Raw genomic sequence first — 17,007 nt, forward strand, 5'->3', positions numbered from 1 at the left:
GTCCTGATCTGACAGGGAGGCGCTGGGAGAAATCCCGGCGCCGACTGTCCTTGTGGCCCCGCCGGACGACTTTGCCGGCGACGCTTCACCCTGCGCCAAAATCAGCTACTATCCACTTGCCGTGGGAGGCCGGTTAAAAGGGCTGACGGCAGGGGGACATTTCATGACGCTCATCCAGAAGCTTGCTGTTGCCTATGCTTTCCTGTTCTTCGGCGTTGTTGCCATCGGCTATGTGCCGGCCTTCAACGATGCCGGCGGCAATCTGTTCGGCCTGTTCTCGCTGCAATGGTATGATGATTTGCTGCACGCCTTCTCCGGCGTCTGGGCGCTGGCGGCCGCCTTCATCTCGCACCGCCAGGCGGTGTTCTATTTCAAGCTGTTCGGCTCGGTCTATCTGTTCGACGGCGTGCTCGGCCTGGTCACTGGTTCCGGCTGCCTCGATGGCGGCATTTTCATCAACGGCTTCCGCTCCCTGAACGACATCGAATTCCCGGCCCGCTTCTTCGCCAACCTGCCGCACATCGTCATCGGCGGCTTCGCCGTCTATGTCGGGTTCTGGCTGTCGAAACGTGTGTACGACCATTTCGCCACGGCCTGACCGGCCATGTTCCTGTTCCGCTGGCTGAAGCGCATCATCAAGGCGATCCTCTGGCTCGTCGTCATTGTCGTGTTGATCCCGATCGCCGGGCTGGCCTACGGCTTTCTCACGACGCCGTCGCTGGACACAACGCCTTTGCCGGGCGTCGCTGAGGGTGCCCCGCCGAAGGCGCTGGCCGACAAGATCCGTGCCGAAATCCCCGGCTACCAGCGGCCGGAGGAATCGACCTTTCTTGCTTATCCGGAATGGGCCATCGTCTACGCCGCCCGCGAATATGCCGGCTTCGTCGACAAGAACCAGCCGAGCGGTTTTCCCTATCTCTCCTATATCGGCCGCTTCTGGCAGGACTATGCGATGGTCATCCGCGCCAGCTCCGCCTACAGGTTCAACCTCGACAATCACCAGATGCTGGTGATCATCGGCACCAGCCACACGATCGAGCACGCCATCCAGTGGGCCTATGAAAATACGGTCGGCCGCGTCACCGAAGCGACAGCCGGCAAGCGCACCGCCGTCGACATCTACCAGGCCAAGGTGGCGGCGGAGTATGCCGGTTTTCTCGACCAGGTGCCGTGGTACCAGTTTCCCTATGCCGAAAAGCGTGCCGGCCTGTTCGCCGTCCAGCCGGCAGCGGACGACAGCGCTGTCCGTACCAGCGAACGCAAGCTCGCCTTCGGCTTCGCCGACACCATCAAGCAAGGCTACGCCGATCTGATCAAGTCGGCGCTCGCCGCCACCACCGATCCGGCCTTGCTCGACATTCACGTCTGGGCCAAGGGTCCGGTCAGCGAGGTGACGCGCAACGAGCCCGACACTTTGCTGGAGCGCGATCTCGGCGCCGACGGCACGGTCTTCGTCACCAGGCGCTATCAGGTGTTCACCGACATGATTCCGCGCCTGATCGGCAAGGGCATCTCCTTCGTCGAGATCGGCGGCAATGACGAGATCATGGTCACCATGCTTTCCAACGACGAAATCAAGGTTCCCGAAGATGCACGCACCTTGTTCAGCTACCCGCTTCCGGCGGAACCTTCGACGCGACGCACCGGCCTGACCGTCGCCGTGCGCAAGCTGCACATCGTGCTGCCAGCGCTGATGACGGCAGGCGCCAGGCTCGAGCATGTCTACGATTACTGAGGCCTTTCGGTCACAGCCGGCCTCGGCAAAACGTTGCGTGATGCTCCGCCACGCTCATTCCACAATCGCGGCCAAATCCCGCCTTGTTCCGCAACGATTGATGATGCCGTAGACACGTTGTCTTGCGCACATGTGCAGGCAACTCGGAGGCACAAGACCGTGATCAAGACCGCCCTTGTCGCCATGACCATCGTCGGCTGCGACTGCGACGCCAGGCTTTGCGAATATATCGGCGAGACGCCCGCCAAATGGTCGACCATCGCCGAATGCGAAGCGGCGATGAAAAGCCAGATGCTGCACGAGCGCAATTTCGACTATCCGCTGGTCTCCGGCATCTGCCGGACACAGAACTCGTCTTCGTCATCGCAACTCGCTGCGACCGCTTCCGAGCCTGAATTGACGACGGCCAGTACGGCCGCGACAGACCCGCTGCCACCGGAACTGAGCCATCGGCCCAGTGCTGCGGTCGGAACGCAGGCAACGGCGACGGAAACGGAAGCCGTCCGGCCGGTCGCCTATGAAGCGGCGGTCGATGGCGGCCGCGCCGTGCTCTACCGCACGAAGGCCGGCTACGCCGTGGTCAAGACCGATCTCGGCCGCGCCGCATCGGCAACGATCGGCATCGCCAGGCGTTCGGCGAACTGGCTGGCGGCGAAGCTGCCTGACGGTCTGTAGCCGCCGCTTCAGGCCGTGCCGATCAATGCCTTGACGGCGCGATAAAAAATCGACGAAAACAACTCGCCCGGATCGTATTGCAGCTTCTTCGCCAGGAAGGACGGCAGTTCCGGATAGGAGGCAAGCAGTTCCTTGCCTGTGTAGTGGAGCTGGTAGGGCAGGAAAAAACGCCCGCCATGCTTGATCGTCACGTCGATCAGCGCCCTTGTCAGCGCCCGCATCCTGGCATTGCCGTCGGCGTCTGTCGGCTGATTGATGTAGAGCACCAGCGAATAGGCCGGCTCCGGCGCATAATTCAGCGCCACATCCTCCTTGTGGACGATGCGTACCGACGCGTTGAGCACCGGCAGGGTCTGGTTGCGCAGGATCTCGCGCGCTTCCGCGATGAACGGGTTATAGGCCGCCCGCGGGATGAAATACTCGTGCAGGATGTCGGTCTCATCGAGCAGATCGTTGAACAGATAGGGCACTGAATCGTGCATCGGATTGTTGCGCGTGACGAGGCAGGCCTCGCCCTCGGCCATTGCCGTCGTCCGCGCCACCGTGCAGCTCTCGAATTGCGGCTCCAGCGTCTTTTCGGTGAACCATTTCAGCTCCTGGAACAGGCTGCCCCATTTCGCCAGGTTGATGATCACCCGCTTGAGCCCGACCGAACCCGGTTCACCGATTGCCGGCTGGTCGGCCGGCGGCTGGTCGGCCACCTTGTCATAGCGGTAGACGATCATATCCTCGAGGAAATTGCCCGGCGCAGTCGACAGATGCCCATAAAACAGACCGATCGCCCTGTTTGGCTCCAGAACCTCGGCGAAGAACGTCGGGAAATCGTCCGATCTGATGATCTCGCGCGAGGTCCGGTAGACGGCGTTGTCGACGATGTCGAGTGTCGCCTCCAGCACCACGCCGAACAGGCCGTAGCCGCCGACGACGTGGCGGAACAGCTCGGTATTTTCGGCCGGTGAGCAGGTCGTCACCGAACCGTCGGCCAGCATCACCCGCATCGATCGGATCGAGTCGGCGACCGAGCCGGCCTGGTGGTCCATGCCATGCGCGTTGACCGACAGCGAGCCGCCGACCGAAAAGATGTCGGTCGACTGCATCGCCTTTACCGCGAAGCGCGGGTGCAAAAGGTTCTGAATGTCGTGCCAGCGCGCGCCCGGCTGCAAGGTGATCGTCTTCGCCGTCGGGTCGACACTGACCTTGTTGAATTTGCGCATGTCGAGGACCAGCGCGTTATCGTCGAAGGCGTGGCCGCCCATCGAATGGCGCACCGCCGCGACCGAGACCTTCAGGCTATTGGCGCGGGCAAAGGCCAGCGCGCTCGCGATGTGGTCTTCCTCGCTGACTTCGATAACGCCGTAGACCGGTGTCATCGACAAGCCGCTGGCATCGTTGATGTCGCCGCCCTTGGTCAGCCATGGCAGCGCCGGATCGTAGGCTGGCGGGCCCCCCAGCGGCTTCTGCGCCAGGTCGATCCCGTCAATGTCGGCGATGCGCCCGGAATGCTTCTGCCCCGACGGACCGCGCGCCAGGCGCGCCACGGTCGTCCCGCCCCAGAGCATCGCGCCGCCGACCACCGCCGCACCCAGCAGCAGCCGCCGCGACAGGCGAAACCCCTTGCGTTCCTCGACCATGACACCCCTCGCTGCCTCAGGGATAGCGCGGGTTTCCGGCAAAAACCAGAGCCGGAGTGCGTAGCAGAACTAGCGGCAGTTGCGGCAGTTGCGGCATCAGCATCAGGAGCATTTTCTTATGGTTGCAATTAAGGTATGTTTCGCGCTATGATTGAAGATCCGAACGGATCCATGATGATGCTGACCATTGTATGGGCGCCCATTCCATGAAGCTCGTGTCCCGCGCGATACTGTCCCTGATGCTAGAGCTTGCTCCGATATGCGCCGAGGCTCACGACTCCAGTCAGGGCGACGACAGCGTCGTCGCAGTCGCGCCTGACGATCCGGATATGGCGGCGGCGACTGCACAGGCACGTGCCACCCTGGACGCATTCCTGGCATTATCCCAGACACCGCCACCTGGAACGGACACATTCAAACTGAAGGTGATGATCAAGGACGGACATGTGACCGAACACTTCTGGGTCATCCCGTTCCAGCGGAACGAAACCGGATTCGTGGGGATATTGGCGAATGAGCCACATAGTGTCCACAACGTCGTGGCTGGCCAGTATGTAGAATTCAACCGAGACGATATTTCCGACTGGGGATATACCAAAAACGGTCACCAGGTTGGCAGTTTCACCGTCTGTGTGATGTTCAAGTCGATGCCGAAGGAAGAAGTCGACTACATGCGTAGCCAACGCGGCTTCGATTGCTGACCGCCCAGCCGGACTACCCCGCCTCCTCGTCCCGCGCCCCGATTTTGCGCACCAGTGCCGCCGTCGCCAGCATCGCCCCCATGTCTGCGATCATCGGCGCGGCATGCTTGGTGTAGTCCAGGCGCGTGGAGATATCCGGGAGCTCGAAGAAATTCCTTTCCTGCGGCAGCAGGAGGAAGCCGTCGCTGCCGTTGAGCGCGACGCGTGCCGGATCGTTCGGCCGGGTCTCGCCGAGCCATTGCAGCGCCTGCGCCAGCCGGCCCGTCACCAGCGGCCGCGCCGCCTCGATATTGTCGGTGCGGAACTCATAGGCGGCATCGAGCTCCGGCACGCCGCTGGACAATTCCTGCATCTTGCTGCCGAAGATGCCGCGGAGGAAGCCGACGACCTTGTTGGTCCGGCGCGCGGCCACCAATGTGCCGGGGAACGGCACGATCGTCTCGAAGGCGACGATCACGCCCTTGAACACTGCCGTCGTGCTCTTGCCCGTCCCTTCCCGTAGATCTGCTTCGTACAGCTCGAATGGAAACCCTTCATAGCGGCCGGAGAAAACATCGTCGAAAGACTGTCGGTTGAACGAACCAACCGTCTCACGCGGCAGTCGGTCGAACGAATTCGGCTTGACGTTGTGGCGATACCGCATGTCCTCGATGAAACCGAAGATGATCGGCAACAGCGTGCTGCGAAACGACTGCTGCAATTTGCTCGCTGGCTTGATCGCCCGGAAATAGAGCAAGATCGCTGCCAGGAGTCCGCCGACATAGAGGAACACATGCGGGGTCGAGACCCACTGCTCGTTCGGGTCGGCAACCCCGTTGAAGAGCCAGGCCACAAACACCACGAACGCCAGCACCAGCCCGATGAACAGTGGGACCCGCCAGCGCGTCCGGCGATGGGCCGAAGCTCTTTCGGCCTCATAGGCCTCGATGTTCTTCCTGAGGCCGGCGATCACCGCTTCGCTCGGCATGAAATCCGCAGTTTCCATCACCCACCGCCGCCACAAGCCTGCCCGCGCTGGGCATGATAGCCGGTTTGGTGGACCGCGTCAGCGCAGCCGTCAGCGCCCGGCACTGAAGATCGCATCGAGGCGGGCCAGAACCCTTTGCCTTGATTTTCCCTTCAACATTTCAACCGGCACCAGCCGCTCGTGATCGCCGGCGCGCAGCCGCATGAAGGCATGCAGCCGGTAGGCGGCAATGGCGCCGCGCGTGCCGGGATCGGCGCTGATGTCGACGACGAAAATGGCACCGATGCGGCCAGGCCAAGGCTGGCGCGCGAAGGCGGTGCCGAAGAAATCGCCGAGTCCATAGGCGACGAGCGTCTTGCCGATCCGCTCGATCGGCTGCACGACATGGGCATGATGCCCGGCGATCAGGCAGACGCCATGTTCGGCCAGAAGCCGCGCCAGTGCCCGCGTCCTCGCACGTGGAAAATGCCGGAATTCCCAATCCCAATGCGGCACCGCGCAGAGGAGGTCGACACCCGAAGCGGCATCGCGCGGCCATTGCGCCGGATCGCCTTGCATCGAGACACGGCCCGCGAACTGAGCCGCGTCGGCATTGCGCCACAAGGTAAAGGCGGCAAGGCCTATGGTCAGCGAACCAACCGCAAACCGCTCGACCGGAGCCGCAGTGCCGATCGTGCGGATGCCTAATTGCTCCAGCACGGCGACCGTCTCGTCGAAGCCGGCGATGCCCTGGTCGAGCACATGGTTGTTGGCCAGCGACAGCACCAGTTTTTCGCGCGAAATGCCGGCAGCGGCCAGCGCCTCGGCAAGGAACCGCTCGTTCATCGCGTGGTGCGTGCCAAACCTCGTACCCAAAACAGCGCTCGGCCGTTCCACCACCGGGCTTTCGCAATTGCCGACCACGAGATCGGCCGAGGCAAGCAGTGCCGCAATCGCCGGATCGCAGTCCGGCGCGCTGCGATTGGCCACCGCCGAGATATCGCCGACGAAAGCCAGCCGCACCGTCCGCGCCGGCGGCGGGTCGAGCAGGGCTGCGTCCGCCGGAGCAAAGCCGCGCGCGTCGCCATTGAGCGAAGGCCGGAGGAAGCGTGGCAGCCAGGACAGTTTGTAGGAAAGCGGATAATTCGACACGCGACGGCCCAATGGTTTGCCTTGTGTAGCCCGCCAGCCGGATTGATTGAAGCGCTGACTGTTATCGTTGAACCACAGGGCTACAGGCGCGCGAACCAAATGCGTGTATGATCCACTGCGGAGCGACAAAAGGGGTGATCACGATGACGCGTTTTTCCAGGCTGATGGCATGCGCCATCGTTCTTTTCCTGCCGCTGTCTTCGGCCGGCGGCGCTGTGCCGGATACCGCGGCCCTGTTCGAGGCAAAAACCGTGGCCGAGCGTAACGGCGCTCTTGCCGCTCTTGAAACCGCCGCGCCAGGCGATCCGGCAGCCGCCTACGCCGCCGGCGCCGGCGAATTCTTCACCGCGCTGGAGATCCTGGCCGGCGGCCTGCATCGCCACGGTTTCGAAAGCCCGCAATCCTTCATGCTGCCGCTGATGCGGCTGCCGGTGCCGGACAATGCCAATCCCGAGCCACTGACCTACGAACAATTCCGCGCCATTCTCGTCGCCTTCCGCGATCGGTTGGAGAAATCCGCAGCCACGCTGGGTTCGGTGCCCGCCGATGCGGACATCGGCACGGTCATCGACCTCACCCGCCTCGGCATCGATCTCAACGAGGATGGCCAGATCGCGCCGGACGAAAGTGCCGCCGCGATCATGGCGTTTCTGTCACGCGGCGGCGGTGTGCCAGACGCGGCCGCACCCGCCCTCACCTTCCGCTTCGACCGCGCCGACGGTTATTGGCTGCAGGGCTATGCCGAGTTCCTGATGGCGCAGGCAGACTTCTGGCTGGCGCATGATTTCAAAAACACATTCGACGGCTCCTTCCACATGCTGTTCCCGCGCGCAAAACTGCCGCTGCAGGATACGCTCGTGCCGCTGGACGCTGGCATGAATGGCGGCATCCTGACGTCCGAATGGCGCCTCGCCGACTTCATCTCCCTGGTGCATCTCATCAACTGGCAAGTGGTCGAGCCTGAGCGCCGGCAAGCGGCGCGCCGCCATCTGATGGAGATGATCCGACTGTCGCGCGAAGACTGGAAAGCCATCCGCGCCGAAACCGACAATGACCGCGAATGGCTGCCCGGGCCGCAGCAGAAAGGCGCCAGCCCGCTGACGGGCCTTGAAGTCGGCGAGGAGCAGGTGCAGGCCTGGCTCGCCGCCCTTGATATGGCCGAGGATCTTCTGGAAGGCCGCACCTTGCTGCCGCATTTCCGCATCGCCGACAAAGGCATCAACATGAAGCGCTTCTTTGATGAGCCAAAAACCTTCGACCTGGTGCTGTCGATCACCGGGCCGGCCATCGCGCCCTATCTCGAACGCGGCAAGATTCTCACAAGCGAGGAGTTCAACCAGATCCAGCGCCAGTTCGGCGGCGCCGGGTTTCTGACGTTCGCGCTTTGGTTTAACTGAGGACGAAACCTGGAGGGTGCTCCTGACAGCCTGCTGTCAGCAGCCAAATTGCGCCTCGCGCTACCCGCCACTCCGCTCTTTCCATTTTGGCCGATACCTCCCATATTCGGGCCATGGCCAGACTCTCCGACAAGAAAACGCCGCCGCCGGCGAATGACGAGCGCGCTTCGCCGCCCAAGCGGCGCAGTCCGCTGACCGATTTCCTCGATGCCTCGGAGCCCCTGTACAAGGGCGGCTTTGCCGAGGCGCCGCAGGCCGAGTTCACCGGCGCGCCGCTGACCGGCTCGATTGCCGACTGGGCCGAGCAGATCGAGCGGGAAGCCGAGAAGGAAGGGCGTCAAATCTCCCCCATCGAGGGGGAGATGTCGCCGAAGGCGACAGAGGAGGTCGGCAAAGGAAGCGCTCGGCATGAAGGGTCGCAGAGCACTGCCGCACCGACTCCACCCGGCGGCTCCGCCGCCACCCTCCCCTCGAGGGGGAGGGAAGGCGCCAAGTCTGCCAAGAAGATCCCGGAGCGCTCCTCTTCCCCCGGCCGTACTGCACGCGGCACCTCGATGGGCGGCGCGGCTTCGGCGCGGGAGCGCACTGCGGCCGGTCTCAATCCTGTCGCCGGCCTCGACATTTCGCTGGAGGACGCCGAGACCATGGCCTCGGGCGGCGTCACCGCCACCGTCGCGGCGCTGTCGGCGCTGATCGAATCTGGCAATCCGCTGCACAAGGACGGCGTGCTGTGGACGCCGCACCGCCCTGCCCGGCCGGAGAAGTCCGAAGGCGGCATCGCCATCAGGATGGTCTCGGATTTCGAGCCGGCCGGCGACCAGCCGACCGCGATCAAGGATCTCGTCGAGGGCGTCAACAGCAACGACCGCACCCAGGTGCTGCTCGGCGTCACCGGCTCGGGCAAGACCTTCACCATGGCCAAGGTGATCGAGGAGACGCAACGCCCTGCTCTGATCCTGGCGCCCAACAAGACGTTGGCCGCGCAGCTCTATTCCGAGTTCAAGAAATTCTTCCCGGAAAACGCCGTCGAGTATTTCGTCTCCTACTACGACTACTACCAGCCCGAGGCCTATGTGCCCCGGACCGACACCTACATCGAGAAGGAATCCTCGATCAACGAGCAGATCGACCGCATGCGCCATTCGGCGACGCGCTCGCTGCTCGAGCGCGACGACGTCATCATCGTCGCCTCGGTGTCCTGCATCTACGGTATCGGCTCGGTCGAGACCTATACGGCGATGACCTTCCAGATGCAGATCGGCGACCGGCTCGACCAGCGCGCGCTGCTCGCCGACCTCGTCGCCCAGCAATACAAGCGCCAGGAAATCAACTTCGTCCGCGGCTCGTTCCGGGTGCGCGGCGACACGATCGAGATCTTCCCGGCCCACTTGGAAGACCGCGCCTGGCGCATCTCGCTGTTCGGCGACGAGATCGAGGCGATCACCGAATTCGATCCGCTGACCGGCCAGAAAACCGGCGAGCTGAAGAGCGTCAAGATCTACGCCAATTCGCACTACGTCACGCCGCGCCCGACCTTGAATCAAGCCATCAAGTCTATCAAGGAAGAACTCAAATATCGGCTGCAAGAGCTTGAAAAGGCTGGCCGCCTGCTTGAGGCGCAGCGGCTTGAGCAGCGCACCCGCTTCGACCTGGAGATGCTGGAGGCGACCGGCTCCTGCGCCGGCATCGAGAATTATTCGCGCTATCTGACCGGCCGCAAGCCGGGCGATCCGCCGCCGACACTGTTCGAATACATTCCCGACAATGCGCTGGTCTTTGTCGACGAAAGCCACGTCACCATACCGCAGATCGGCGGCATGTATCGCGGCGACTTTCGCCGCAAGGCGACGCTGGCCGAGTATGGTTTCCGCCTGCCGTCCTGCATGGACAACCGGCCGTTGCGCTTCGAGGAATGGGACGCCATGCGCCCGCTCTCCGTCGCGGTTTCGGCGACGCCCGGCGCCTGGGAGATGGAGCAGTCCGGCGGCGTCTTCGCCGAGCAGGTCATCCGCCCGACCGGCCTGATCGACCCGCCGGTCGAAGTGCGCCCGGCCAAGACACAGGTCGACGACGTAGTCGGCGAAATCCGCGAGACCACGAGGGCCGGCTACCGCACGCTGGTCACCGTGCTGACCAAGCGCATGGCCGAGGATTTGACCGAATATCTGCATGAGCAAGGCATTCGCGTCCGCTACATGCACTCAGACATCGACACGCTGGAGCGCATCGAAATCCTGCGCGATCTGCGCCTCGGCGCTTTCGACGTGCTGGTCGGCATCAACCTGCTGCGCGAAGGCCTCGACATTCCCGAATGCGGCTTCGTCGCCATTCTCGACGCCGACAAGGAAGGGTTCCTGCGCTCCGAGACATCGCTGATCCAGACCATCGGCCGTGCCGCCAGAAACGTCGACGGCAAGGTCATCCTCTATGCCGACCAGGTCACCGGCTCGACGGAGCGCGCGATGGCCGAGACCAACCGCCGTCGCGAAAAGCAAATGGAGTGGAACGCGGCCAACGGCATCACCCCGGAATCGGTCAAGTCGCGCATTTCGGACATTCTGGATTCGGTCTACGAGAAGGATCATGTCCGCGCCGACATTTCGCAGTTCACCGACAGCGCCGGCGCGATGATGGGCAACAATCTGAAGGCGCATCTCGACGCCCTGGAAAAGCAGATGCGCGACGCCGCCGCCAACCTCGATTTCGAAAAGGCGGCCCGCATCCGCGACGAGATCAAGCGGCTGCGCGAGATGGAACTGTCCATCTCGGACGACCCGCTGGCCAAATATGCCGACATGGAAAGCCCGGTTTCGGGCCGCGAAAAGGGCAAGCACAACAAGGGCGTGGCCAAACATCGTACAGCAGAGGAACAGGAGCGTTTCCGGAAGCTCGACGAGGCACATGCCGCCGAAGAGGCGGCCAAGGCTGCCCGGCCCAACCTCTTCCGCAAGCCGGAGCTCGACGAAATGGGCGCCGACGGCGCCGTGCCGGTCAAGAAGCCGCTGTTCGCGAAACCTTCGCTGGACGATATGGGACCTGGGACCGACATGCCGACGCCGTCAGGCGCGGTCTCCCGTTCGCTGTTCAAGAAACAGTCGGCGCAGGAAGCGCACGGTTCGGATTTCGGTATACCGGGTGAACCGACCAAGCCGCTGTTCAGGAAGAACTCACTGGACGAGATGACGGTGCGGCGGACCGAGAAGCCGGTCGAGGGAAAAGCGCCGGCGAAACCACAGCCAATCTCTCCCCTCGTGGGGGAGATGCCAAGTGGTGGCAAAGAGGGCAGGGCAGAGGGGGGCGCGAAGGAACACGACGTTTCCGCCAAACCCATTGTCCGTCAGCGCGCCGGCATCGGCTCCTACGAAGATCCCGCCGACTCTCGCCGCGAAAAGCGCCGCCCCGGCAAAACTGGTCGGCCGGGACGGTAGAGAGCTTCCCTTCTCCCCTTGGGAGAAGGTGGATCGGCGCGCAGCGCCGAGACGGTTGAGGGTGTTGGACGGAGCGCCGTCGATGCCAAGCTGGAACACCCCTCATCCGACCGAGCTTCGCTCGGCCACCTTCTCCCACCAAGCAAGGGGAGAAGGGGGAGCCTAGCCACTTGCCATGGGCCCTACCCTTGGTGTAGCCAGTTTCTACAACTTGAACGTCTTGAAAGGAGGGCTGCGTGTTATTTTCTCACCACCGTCAGCGCGGCCCTGTCTCTGCCCTGCGAGCTTGCTTGCAGGGCTGATCAGAGACGGTCCGGGTTCTTCTTCCCGCTTCGATTTTCTTGGTCTGCCCTTCGTGGTGCTGCAACGCTGAGCCTGATTGCCAGCCTGCGCACCGTCAAAGTGCATTGAACCGGAGCTCACTCCGGCCAGACCAGAGAAATCGATATGGCCCTGATCAGCCTCAAGTCCCTCGGCGTCACCATGAGTGCGCCGCTCTTCTCCAACCTCGACCTCAGCATCGGCACCGGCGACCGGCTCGGCATCGTCGCCGCCAATGGTCGCGGCAAATCCACTTTGTTGAGGTGCCTGACAGGCGAGTTCGAAGCCACCACAGGCGACATCACCCGCACGCGTGGCCTGCGCGTCGGCTATGTCGAGCAAATCATCCCCGCAGCGCTCGCCGGGCGCAGCTTTCATGAAGTCGTGGCCGACGTCTTGCCGGCCGAGCAGGCCGAAAGCGAACAATGGCGCGTCGATGTGGTCCTCGATTCACTCGATGTGCCGCAGCCGATGCGCGAGCGGCCGATGCGAGCCTTGAGCGGTGGTTGGCAAAGGCTGGCGCTGATCGCCCGCGTCTGGGTCACCGACCCCGACGTCCTGCTTCTCGACGAGCCGACCAACCATCTCGACCTCGGCAAGATCAGCCAGCTCGAAACCTGGTTGAACGCGCTGCCGCGCGAGGTGCCGGTGGTGATCGCCAGCCATGATAGGGCGTTCCTCGACGCCACGACCAACCGCACGCTGTTCCTGCGTCCCGAACAATCGCCGGTGTTTTCGCTGCCCTATTCGCGGGCGAGGCTTGCGCTGGACGAGGTCGACGCCTCGACCGAACGCAAGTTCCAGCGCGACATGAAAGTGGCGCAGCAGCTGCGCCGGCAAGCGGCCAAGCTCAACAATATCGGCATCAATTCCGGCTGCGACCTTTTGACGGTCAAGACCAAGCAGCTCAACCAGCGGGCAGAGCGCCTGGAAGACGCGGCAGCGCCGGCGCACCGCGAAAGATCGGCGGGCACGATCAAGCTCGCCAATCGCGGCAGCCATGCCAAGGTGTTGATCACGCTCGACGATCTGGTGGTCGGAACGCCTGACGGCACGGTTCTGTTCGGCACCGGCAAGCGCCATATCTGCCAAGGCGACCGCATTGTCCTGCTCGGCCGTAACGGCGTCGGCAAATCACGGCTGATCGGCCTGATCCGGAATGCCATCGTCGAGCCGCAAACGGCGGCGCAAGGCGTGAAGGTGACGCCGTCGACGGTGCTCGGCTATAGCGACCAGGCGCTGTCGGGCATCGGCGGCGACGACACGCCGCTGGCGATGCTCTCGCGCAGATTCGATGTCGGTGAGCAGCGCGCCCGCTCGCTGCTGGCGGGCGCCGGCGTCAGCATCGACATGCAGGAGCGCAGGATCGGCGTGCTGTCCGGCGGGCAAAAGGCGCGGCTGATGATGCTGGCGCTGAGGCTCGCCAATCCCAATTTCTATTTACTCGACGAGCCGACTAACCACCTCGACATTGATGGCCAGGAGGCGCTGGAAGCGGAATTGCTGGAACGTCAGGCGAGCTGTCTGCTCGCCTCGCACGACCGCTCCTTCATCCGCGCGGTTGGCAACCGCTTCTGGCTGATCGAGAAACGGCGGCTGACCGAGATCGATAGCCCGGAAGCTTTCTTCCAGGAGGTAGCCGAAGCGGGCGGTTAAAAAATTGCGGAAAAAAATCCGGCGCTCTGTCGGATGATGATCGCATGCCACGTCCTTGGGACGCCGACACGGTGATGCCGGCGCCAATCGAGGAGAAAGCATCATGTCTATTCTGTCATCCATAGGTCACGCCGTGACGCGTTACTCGGCGGCTCGCGCCCGTTATCGCAGCGAACGCGCCATCCTTTCATTGCCGATCGAGTTGCGCAAAGATATCGGCTGGCCGGAAATCGTCGTCGACGCGCAAAACAGCCCGCGGATTCGCATCGAAGGTTGAAAGGTGGCAGTTGGCCGTCGCGGCAGGCGCCATTTCGAATCCAAACCATCGGCCGTGTAGGATCTTCGCCGTTGAGTTCGTCCTGTGGTTCGCAAAGGCCAACCAGACGCAAAGAGGAGCATGACATGAATGATCAGCCGCAGACCCAGTCCGCCGCCAAAGTGCTTGGCGGATTGACGCCCTACCTTCAGCTGGACGGCGCTTTCAAAGCCGCAGAATTTTACCAAAAGGCCTTCGGTGCCGAGCAGGTCTTTGCCTATCCGCCGGATGAACAGGGCCGCACCATGCATATCCATCTCCACATCAACGGTTCGACCCTGATGCTTTCCGACTTCTATCCCGAGCATGGAATGGCCGCTGTGAAGCCGCAGGGCTACACCATGCAGCTCCATCTCGGCAGCGACGACATCGACGCCTGGTGGAAGCGGGCCATCGAGGCGGGTTGCGAGGCAGTCGTGCCGTTGCAGGTGATGTTCTGGGGCGACCGCTGGGGCAATATGCGTGATCCGTTCGGCGTCGAATGGGCAATGAACGCACCGGTGAAAGCAGCTTAACATCCAACACAGGCTGTGTCTGAAATCACCTCTCCCCGCTATAAAGGGAGAGGAAAACGATCACATGGAGGAAGTCAGATGTCCTATGTCGACGGTTTCGTGCTGGCCGTGCCCAAGGCAAATCTCGATGCCTACAAGAAAATGGCGCAGACGGCCGGCGCCGTCTGGAAGGAGCATGGCGCGTTGGCCTATGTCGAATGCATTGGCGACGACGTACCCTATGGCGAGCTCACCTCGTTCCCGCGCGCCGTGCAGGCCAAGGAAGACGAGGTCGTCATCTTCTCATGGGTGGTCTACGAATCGCGCCAGAGCCGCGACGCGGTGATGGCCAAGGTGATGGCCGATCCTCGTCTCAAGCCGGACTGGGAGACCATGCCGTTCGACGGCAAGCGCATGATCTTTGGCGGCTTCCAGCCGTTTTTGGAGCTGTAGGCCCGCAACGCATTACGCTAGTCGGTCGAGCAGCGGCTTCAGCCGGTCGCCATAGCGCTTCCACAGATCGACCGAGCCCTGATACATCGGCTGGCGCACTTGCGCGGCCGACGCCGTGCGCACCGGCCGGTCGGTCTGGTGAAACGACAGCACGGCGTCGTCCCAGGGCAGGCCGAGATGGGCGATCAGCGCCCGCGACTGGCCTTCCTGGTCGGCGACGAAATCCTCGTAGCGAACGTCGTGCACGACATCAGGCAGCACGGCGTGCCAGTGCGCCATGATATCGGTGTAGAGATTGTGGAAATCGGCGAGCTCGCCGAGGTCGTAGCCGTAGCGGTGGCTGTCGCCGCGGAAATGCACTTTGTAGATCGACAGGCAGGTCGCCGCCGCATCGCGCGCGCAATGGATGATCTTGGCCTTCGGCAGCATCATATGGATGAAGCCGACCAAGAGGAAGTTGCCGGGCATCTTGTCTGTGACGTGCCGAAAACCTGGATAGCGGGCGCGCAGCATGTCGAGATACGCCTGGCCGGCCTCAGCATAGGCCTTGTCGGGCATGTCGGCGATGCCCCAGGGAAAGCCGCCCTTCATGCTGAGCGGAAACTGCTTACCGACCGCCGTCTTCAATATGCTGAGCTCGCCGGCGCCATAGACCTGCGGATGGCTGGCGATGATCTGCTCGACCAGCGTGGTGCCGGATCGCGGCATGCCGACAACGAAGATCGGCGTGTCGTCGGCGATCCCGCTCGGCCTGTGTTTTTCAAAAAAGGCCTTGTCGAATACCGCCTTCATCGCCTCGAACTCGCCGCGCGTCTTGCCGGCGTCGTAGTCGATGCCCTGGCGGCGGATCGCGTTGCCTTCGGTGAAATAGTCGAAAGCGCGGCCATAATCACTAAGGTCGTCGTTGGCCTTGCCGAGGCCGAAGGAAAGCTGCATGCGCGCAAGGCTGCCTTGGGGCGCCTTGGCGTGCTCCGCCTCCATGCGGGCAAGCTCGGCGTCGCGCTCCTTCTGGCGCTTGACCTGGGTGAGCATCAGCCAGGCCCTGGCCATGCCGGGGTCCACCGCCAGCGCCTGCCTGAAAAGATCCGCAGCCTCGTCGAGATTGCCCTTTTCCATCAGCCCGACGCCCAGGCCGTGCAAAAGATCGGCATCCTTCGGCCGGATCGTCAGCGCCTCGCGAAAAACAGCCAGTGCTTCATCCAGCCGGCCCGCTTCCTGCAGCGTTTCGGCAAGCCCGACGCGGGCGCGGACATGGAACGGGTTGCGGCCGATCGTGCCGCGATAAATATCTTCGGCGCCTTCGAATTGGCCGAGCTGCTTCAGCGACGAGCCGAGATTGTCGCGCGCCGCCAACTGGTCCGGCCGAATCGCCACCACCTTGCGGAAGAGATCGGCCGCGGCCGCCACCCGGCCGAGGTCGCGCAGCACGGTGCCGAGATTGTTGAGGAAATCCGGATTGTTCGGCTGCAGACGCACCGATTGTTCGATCAGCGCCAGCCCCTCGGCGCTGCGCCCGGTCTGGTGCAGCAGAAGCCCGAGGAAATGCGCAGCAGCGGGGTGGTTGGCCTTTTGCGCCAGCACCTGACGGTAAAGCGCCTCGGCTTCCTGCCGGCGCCCCGCCTGGTGCAGCTGCAGCGCCCGCTGCACGTACTGGTCAAGCCCCAGCGGCGGCTGTCCGCCTGAGCCGTAACGTGCGCCTGCCGGTTGTCTCGGATCTCTGTTGATTGGAAACCTGCCGTGTTGTCCGCCTGCCGCGATCTAGGCCATCGCTGCGGCACGTGCAAGAGCAGACGGCGGTCGCTACGAAGCAAACCTCCGAACCCGGGGAACTTACCGAAAGTCGGCCGGCGTCAGCACATACATGTTCTTGCGGCCGTGCGAGTAGGCTTCGCGCGCAATATCGTGGATCGACGAACGCTTGGCGTCGAAGGCACTGAGGAATTCGGCTTCGGCTCCGCTTGCAGCCGGGTTTACCGTCGAAAGTGCCGTAACCTCGATAAAGAACGGGACTTCGAACATGCCGTCATGCCCGACGAAACGAACGCGCTTGGCCGCAGCGTCGTAGGAGCGGCTGGGATTGGGAAAATTGAGTGTCATGGCTT

The 17,007-nt window shown here is 63.1% G+C and carries 15 protein-coding genes; 10 read left to right on the forward strand and 5 right to left on the reverse strand.

The window, feature by feature from the left end; genetic code table 11:
• Nucleotides 1-163: 163 nt before the first annotated feature.
• The 3 genes from NKJ17_RS08025 to NKJ17_RS08035 all read left to right on the forward strand — a co-directional run bounded on the left by NKJ17_RS08025 (nt 164) and on the right by NKJ17_RS08035 (nt 2,410).
• The gene (locus tag NKJ17_RS08025) at nt 164-598 is read left to right on the forward strand and encodes a DUF4383 domain-containing protein (RefSeq protein WP_023719157.1); all 435 of its coding nucleotides are present in this window, start codon (nt 164-166) and stop codon (nt 596-598) included.
• Nucleotides 599-604: 6 nt separating this feature from the next.
• A complete protein-coding gene (locus NKJ17_RS08030) occupies nt 605-1,735 on the forward strand; it encodes a hypothetical protein (protein WP_352687845.1) in 1,131 nt (376 codons plus the stop codon).
• Nucleotides 1,736-1,894: 159 nt separating this feature from the next.
• On the forward strand, nt 1,895-2,410 hold the full coding sequence (locus NKJ17_RS08035; RefSeq protein ID WP_352450478.1) for a hypothetical protein: 516 nt from the start codon (nt 1,895-1,897) through the stop codon (nt 2,408-2,410).
• 8 nt (nt 2,411-2,418) lie between these two features.
• Here the strand turns inward: NKJ17_RS08035 and NKJ17_RS08040 are convergent, their stop codons facing one another.
• Complete coding sequence (locus NKJ17_RS08040) at nt 2,419-4,041, reverse strand: FAD-binding oxidoreductase (protein WP_352687847.1); 1,623 nt, start codon at nt 4,039-4,041, stop codon at nt 2,419-2,421.
• Between the two features lie 206 nt (nt 4,042-4,247).
• On the opposite strand from NKJ17_RS08040, the gene NKJ17_RS08045 reads away from it, so the two are divergent.
• Complete coding sequence (locus NKJ17_RS08045; RefSeq protein WP_254819220.1) at nt 4,248-4,742, forward strand: YegJ family protein; 495 nt, start codon at nt 4,248-4,250, stop codon at nt 4,740-4,742.
• A gap of 13 nt (nt 4,743-4,755) precedes the next feature.
• On the opposite strand, the gene NKJ17_RS08050 is transcribed toward NKJ17_RS08045, so the two are convergent.
• Complete coding sequence (locus tag NKJ17_RS08050; RefSeq protein WP_352508108.1) at nt 4,756-5,727, reverse strand: hypothetical protein; 972 nt, start codon at nt 5,725-5,727, stop codon at nt 4,756-4,758.
• Between the two features lie 72 nt (nt 5,728-5,799).
• A complete protein-coding gene (locus NKJ17_RS08055; RefSeq protein WP_352508109.1) occupies nt 5,800-6,840 on the reverse strand; it encodes a CapA family protein in 1,041 nt (346 codons plus the stop codon).
• Between the two features lie 143 nt (nt 6,841-6,983).
• Here NKJ17_RS08055 and NKJ17_RS08060 point away from each other — a divergent pair, with 143 nt between their 5' ends.
• From NKJ17_RS08060 to NKJ17_RS08085, 6 genes are all read left to right on the forward strand, one after another.
• The gene (locus NKJ17_RS08060; protein WP_352687850.1) at nt 6,984-8,237 is read left to right on the forward strand and encodes a hypothetical protein; all 1,254 of its coding nucleotides are present in this window, start codon (nt 6,984-6,986) and stop codon (nt 8,235-8,237) included.
• A 113-nt stretch (nt 8,238-8,350) separates the two neighbouring features.
• Nucleotides 8,351-11,665 (forward strand): excinuclease ABC subunit UvrB, encoded by a 3,315-nt coding sequence (gene uvrB, locus NKJ17_RS08065; RefSeq protein ID WP_352687852.1) that lies wholly within the window; start codon nt 8,351-8,353, stop codon nt 11,663-11,665.
• Between the two features lie 447 nt (nt 11,666-12,112).
• Complete coding sequence (locus NKJ17_RS08070; protein WP_352687854.1) at nt 12,113-13,642, forward strand: ABC-F family ATP-binding cassette domain-containing protein; 1,530 nt, start codon at nt 12,113-12,115, stop codon at nt 13,640-13,642.
• A 103-nt stretch (nt 13,643-13,745) separates the two neighbouring features.
• A complete protein-coding gene (locus NKJ17_RS08075; RefSeq protein WP_023719167.1) occupies nt 13,746-13,919 on the forward strand; it encodes a hypothetical protein in 174 nt (57 codons plus the stop codon).
• Between the two features lie 125 nt (nt 13,920-14,044).
• Nucleotides 14,045-14,473 (forward strand): VOC family protein, encoded by a 429-nt coding sequence (locus tag NKJ17_RS08080; protein WP_352646563.1) that lies wholly within the window; start codon nt 14,045-14,047, stop codon nt 14,471-14,473.
• Nucleotides 14,474-14,551: 78 nt separating this feature from the next.
• Nucleotides 14,552-14,905: a DUF1428 domain-containing protein gene (locus NKJ17_RS08085; RefSeq protein WP_352687856.1), complete on the forward strand. Its 354-nt coding sequence runs from the start codon at nt 14,552-14,554 to the stop codon at nt 14,903-14,905.
• 12 nt (nt 14,906-14,917) lie between these two features.
• Here the strand turns inward: NKJ17_RS08085 and NKJ17_RS08090 are convergent, their stop codons facing one another.
• Both NKJ17_RS08090 and NKJ17_RS08095 read right to left on the reverse strand, forming a co-directional pair.
• Nucleotides 14,918-16,552, reverse strand: coding sequence for a tetratricopeptide repeat-containing sulfotransferase family protein (locus tag NKJ17_RS08090; protein WP_352687858.1), 1,635 nt, complete (start codon nt 16,550-16,552; stop codon nt 14,918-14,920).
• Between the two features lie 183 nt (nt 16,553-16,735).
• Complete coding sequence (locus NKJ17_RS08095; protein WP_254819211.1) at nt 16,736-17,002, reverse strand: DUF1488 family protein; 267 nt, start codon at nt 17,000-17,002, stop codon at nt 16,736-16,738.
• Between the last annotated feature and the right edge of the window lie 5 nt (nt 17,003-17,007).

The sequence above is a fragment of the Mesorhizobium sp. M0208 genome (assembly GCF_040322015.1).
Lineage (GTDB): Bacteria > Pseudomonadota > Alphaproteobacteria > Rhizobiales > Rhizobiaceae > Mesorhizobium.

Coding starts and splice junctions, on each gene's coding strand:
- NKJ17_RS08025 (WP_023719157.1), top strand. CDS start 164: ATGACGCTCATCCAGAAGCTTGCTGTTGCCTATGCTTTCCTGTTCTTC.
- NKJ17_RS08030 (WP_352687845.1), top strand. CDS start 605: ATGTTCCTGTTCCGCTGGCTGAAGCGCATCATCAAGGCGATCCTCTGG.
- NKJ17_RS08040 (WP_352687847.1), bottom strand. CDS start 4,041: ATGGTCGAGGAACGCAAGGGGTTTCGCCTGTCGCGGCGGCTGCTGCTG.
- NKJ17_RS08045 (WP_254819220.1), top strand. CDS start 4,248: ATGAAGCTCGTGTCCCGCGCGATACTGTCCCTGATGCTAGAGCTTGCT.
- NKJ17_RS08050 (WP_352508108.1), bottom strand. CDS start 5,727: ATGGAAACTGCGGATTTCATGCCGAGCGAAGCGGTGATCGCCGGCCTC.
- NKJ17_RS08060 (WP_352687850.1), top strand. CDS start 6,984: ATGACGCGTTTTTCCAGGCTGATGGCATGCGCCATCGTTCTTTTCCTG.
- uvrB (WP_352687852.1), top strand. CDS start 8,351: ATGGCCAGACTCTCCGACAAGAAAACGCCGCCGCCGGCGAATGACGAG.
- NKJ17_RS08070 (WP_352687854.1), top strand. CDS start 12,113: ATGGCCCTGATCAGCCTCAAGTCCCTCGGCGTCACCATGAGTGCGCCG.
- NKJ17_RS08075 (WP_023719167.1), top strand. CDS start 13,746: ATGTCTATTCTGTCATCCATAGGTCACGCCGTGACGCGTTACTCGGCG.
- NKJ17_RS08080 (WP_352646563.1), top strand. CDS start 14,045: ATGAATGATCAGCCGCAGACCCAGTCCGCCGCCAAAGTGCTTGGCGGA.
- NKJ17_RS08085 (WP_352687856.1), top strand. CDS start 14,552: ATGTCCTATGTCGACGGTTTCGTGCTGGCCGTGCCCAAGGCAAATCTC.
- NKJ17_RS08095 (WP_254819211.1), bottom strand. CDS start 17,002: ATGACACTCAATTTTCCCAATCCCAGCCGCTCCTACGACGCTGCGGCC.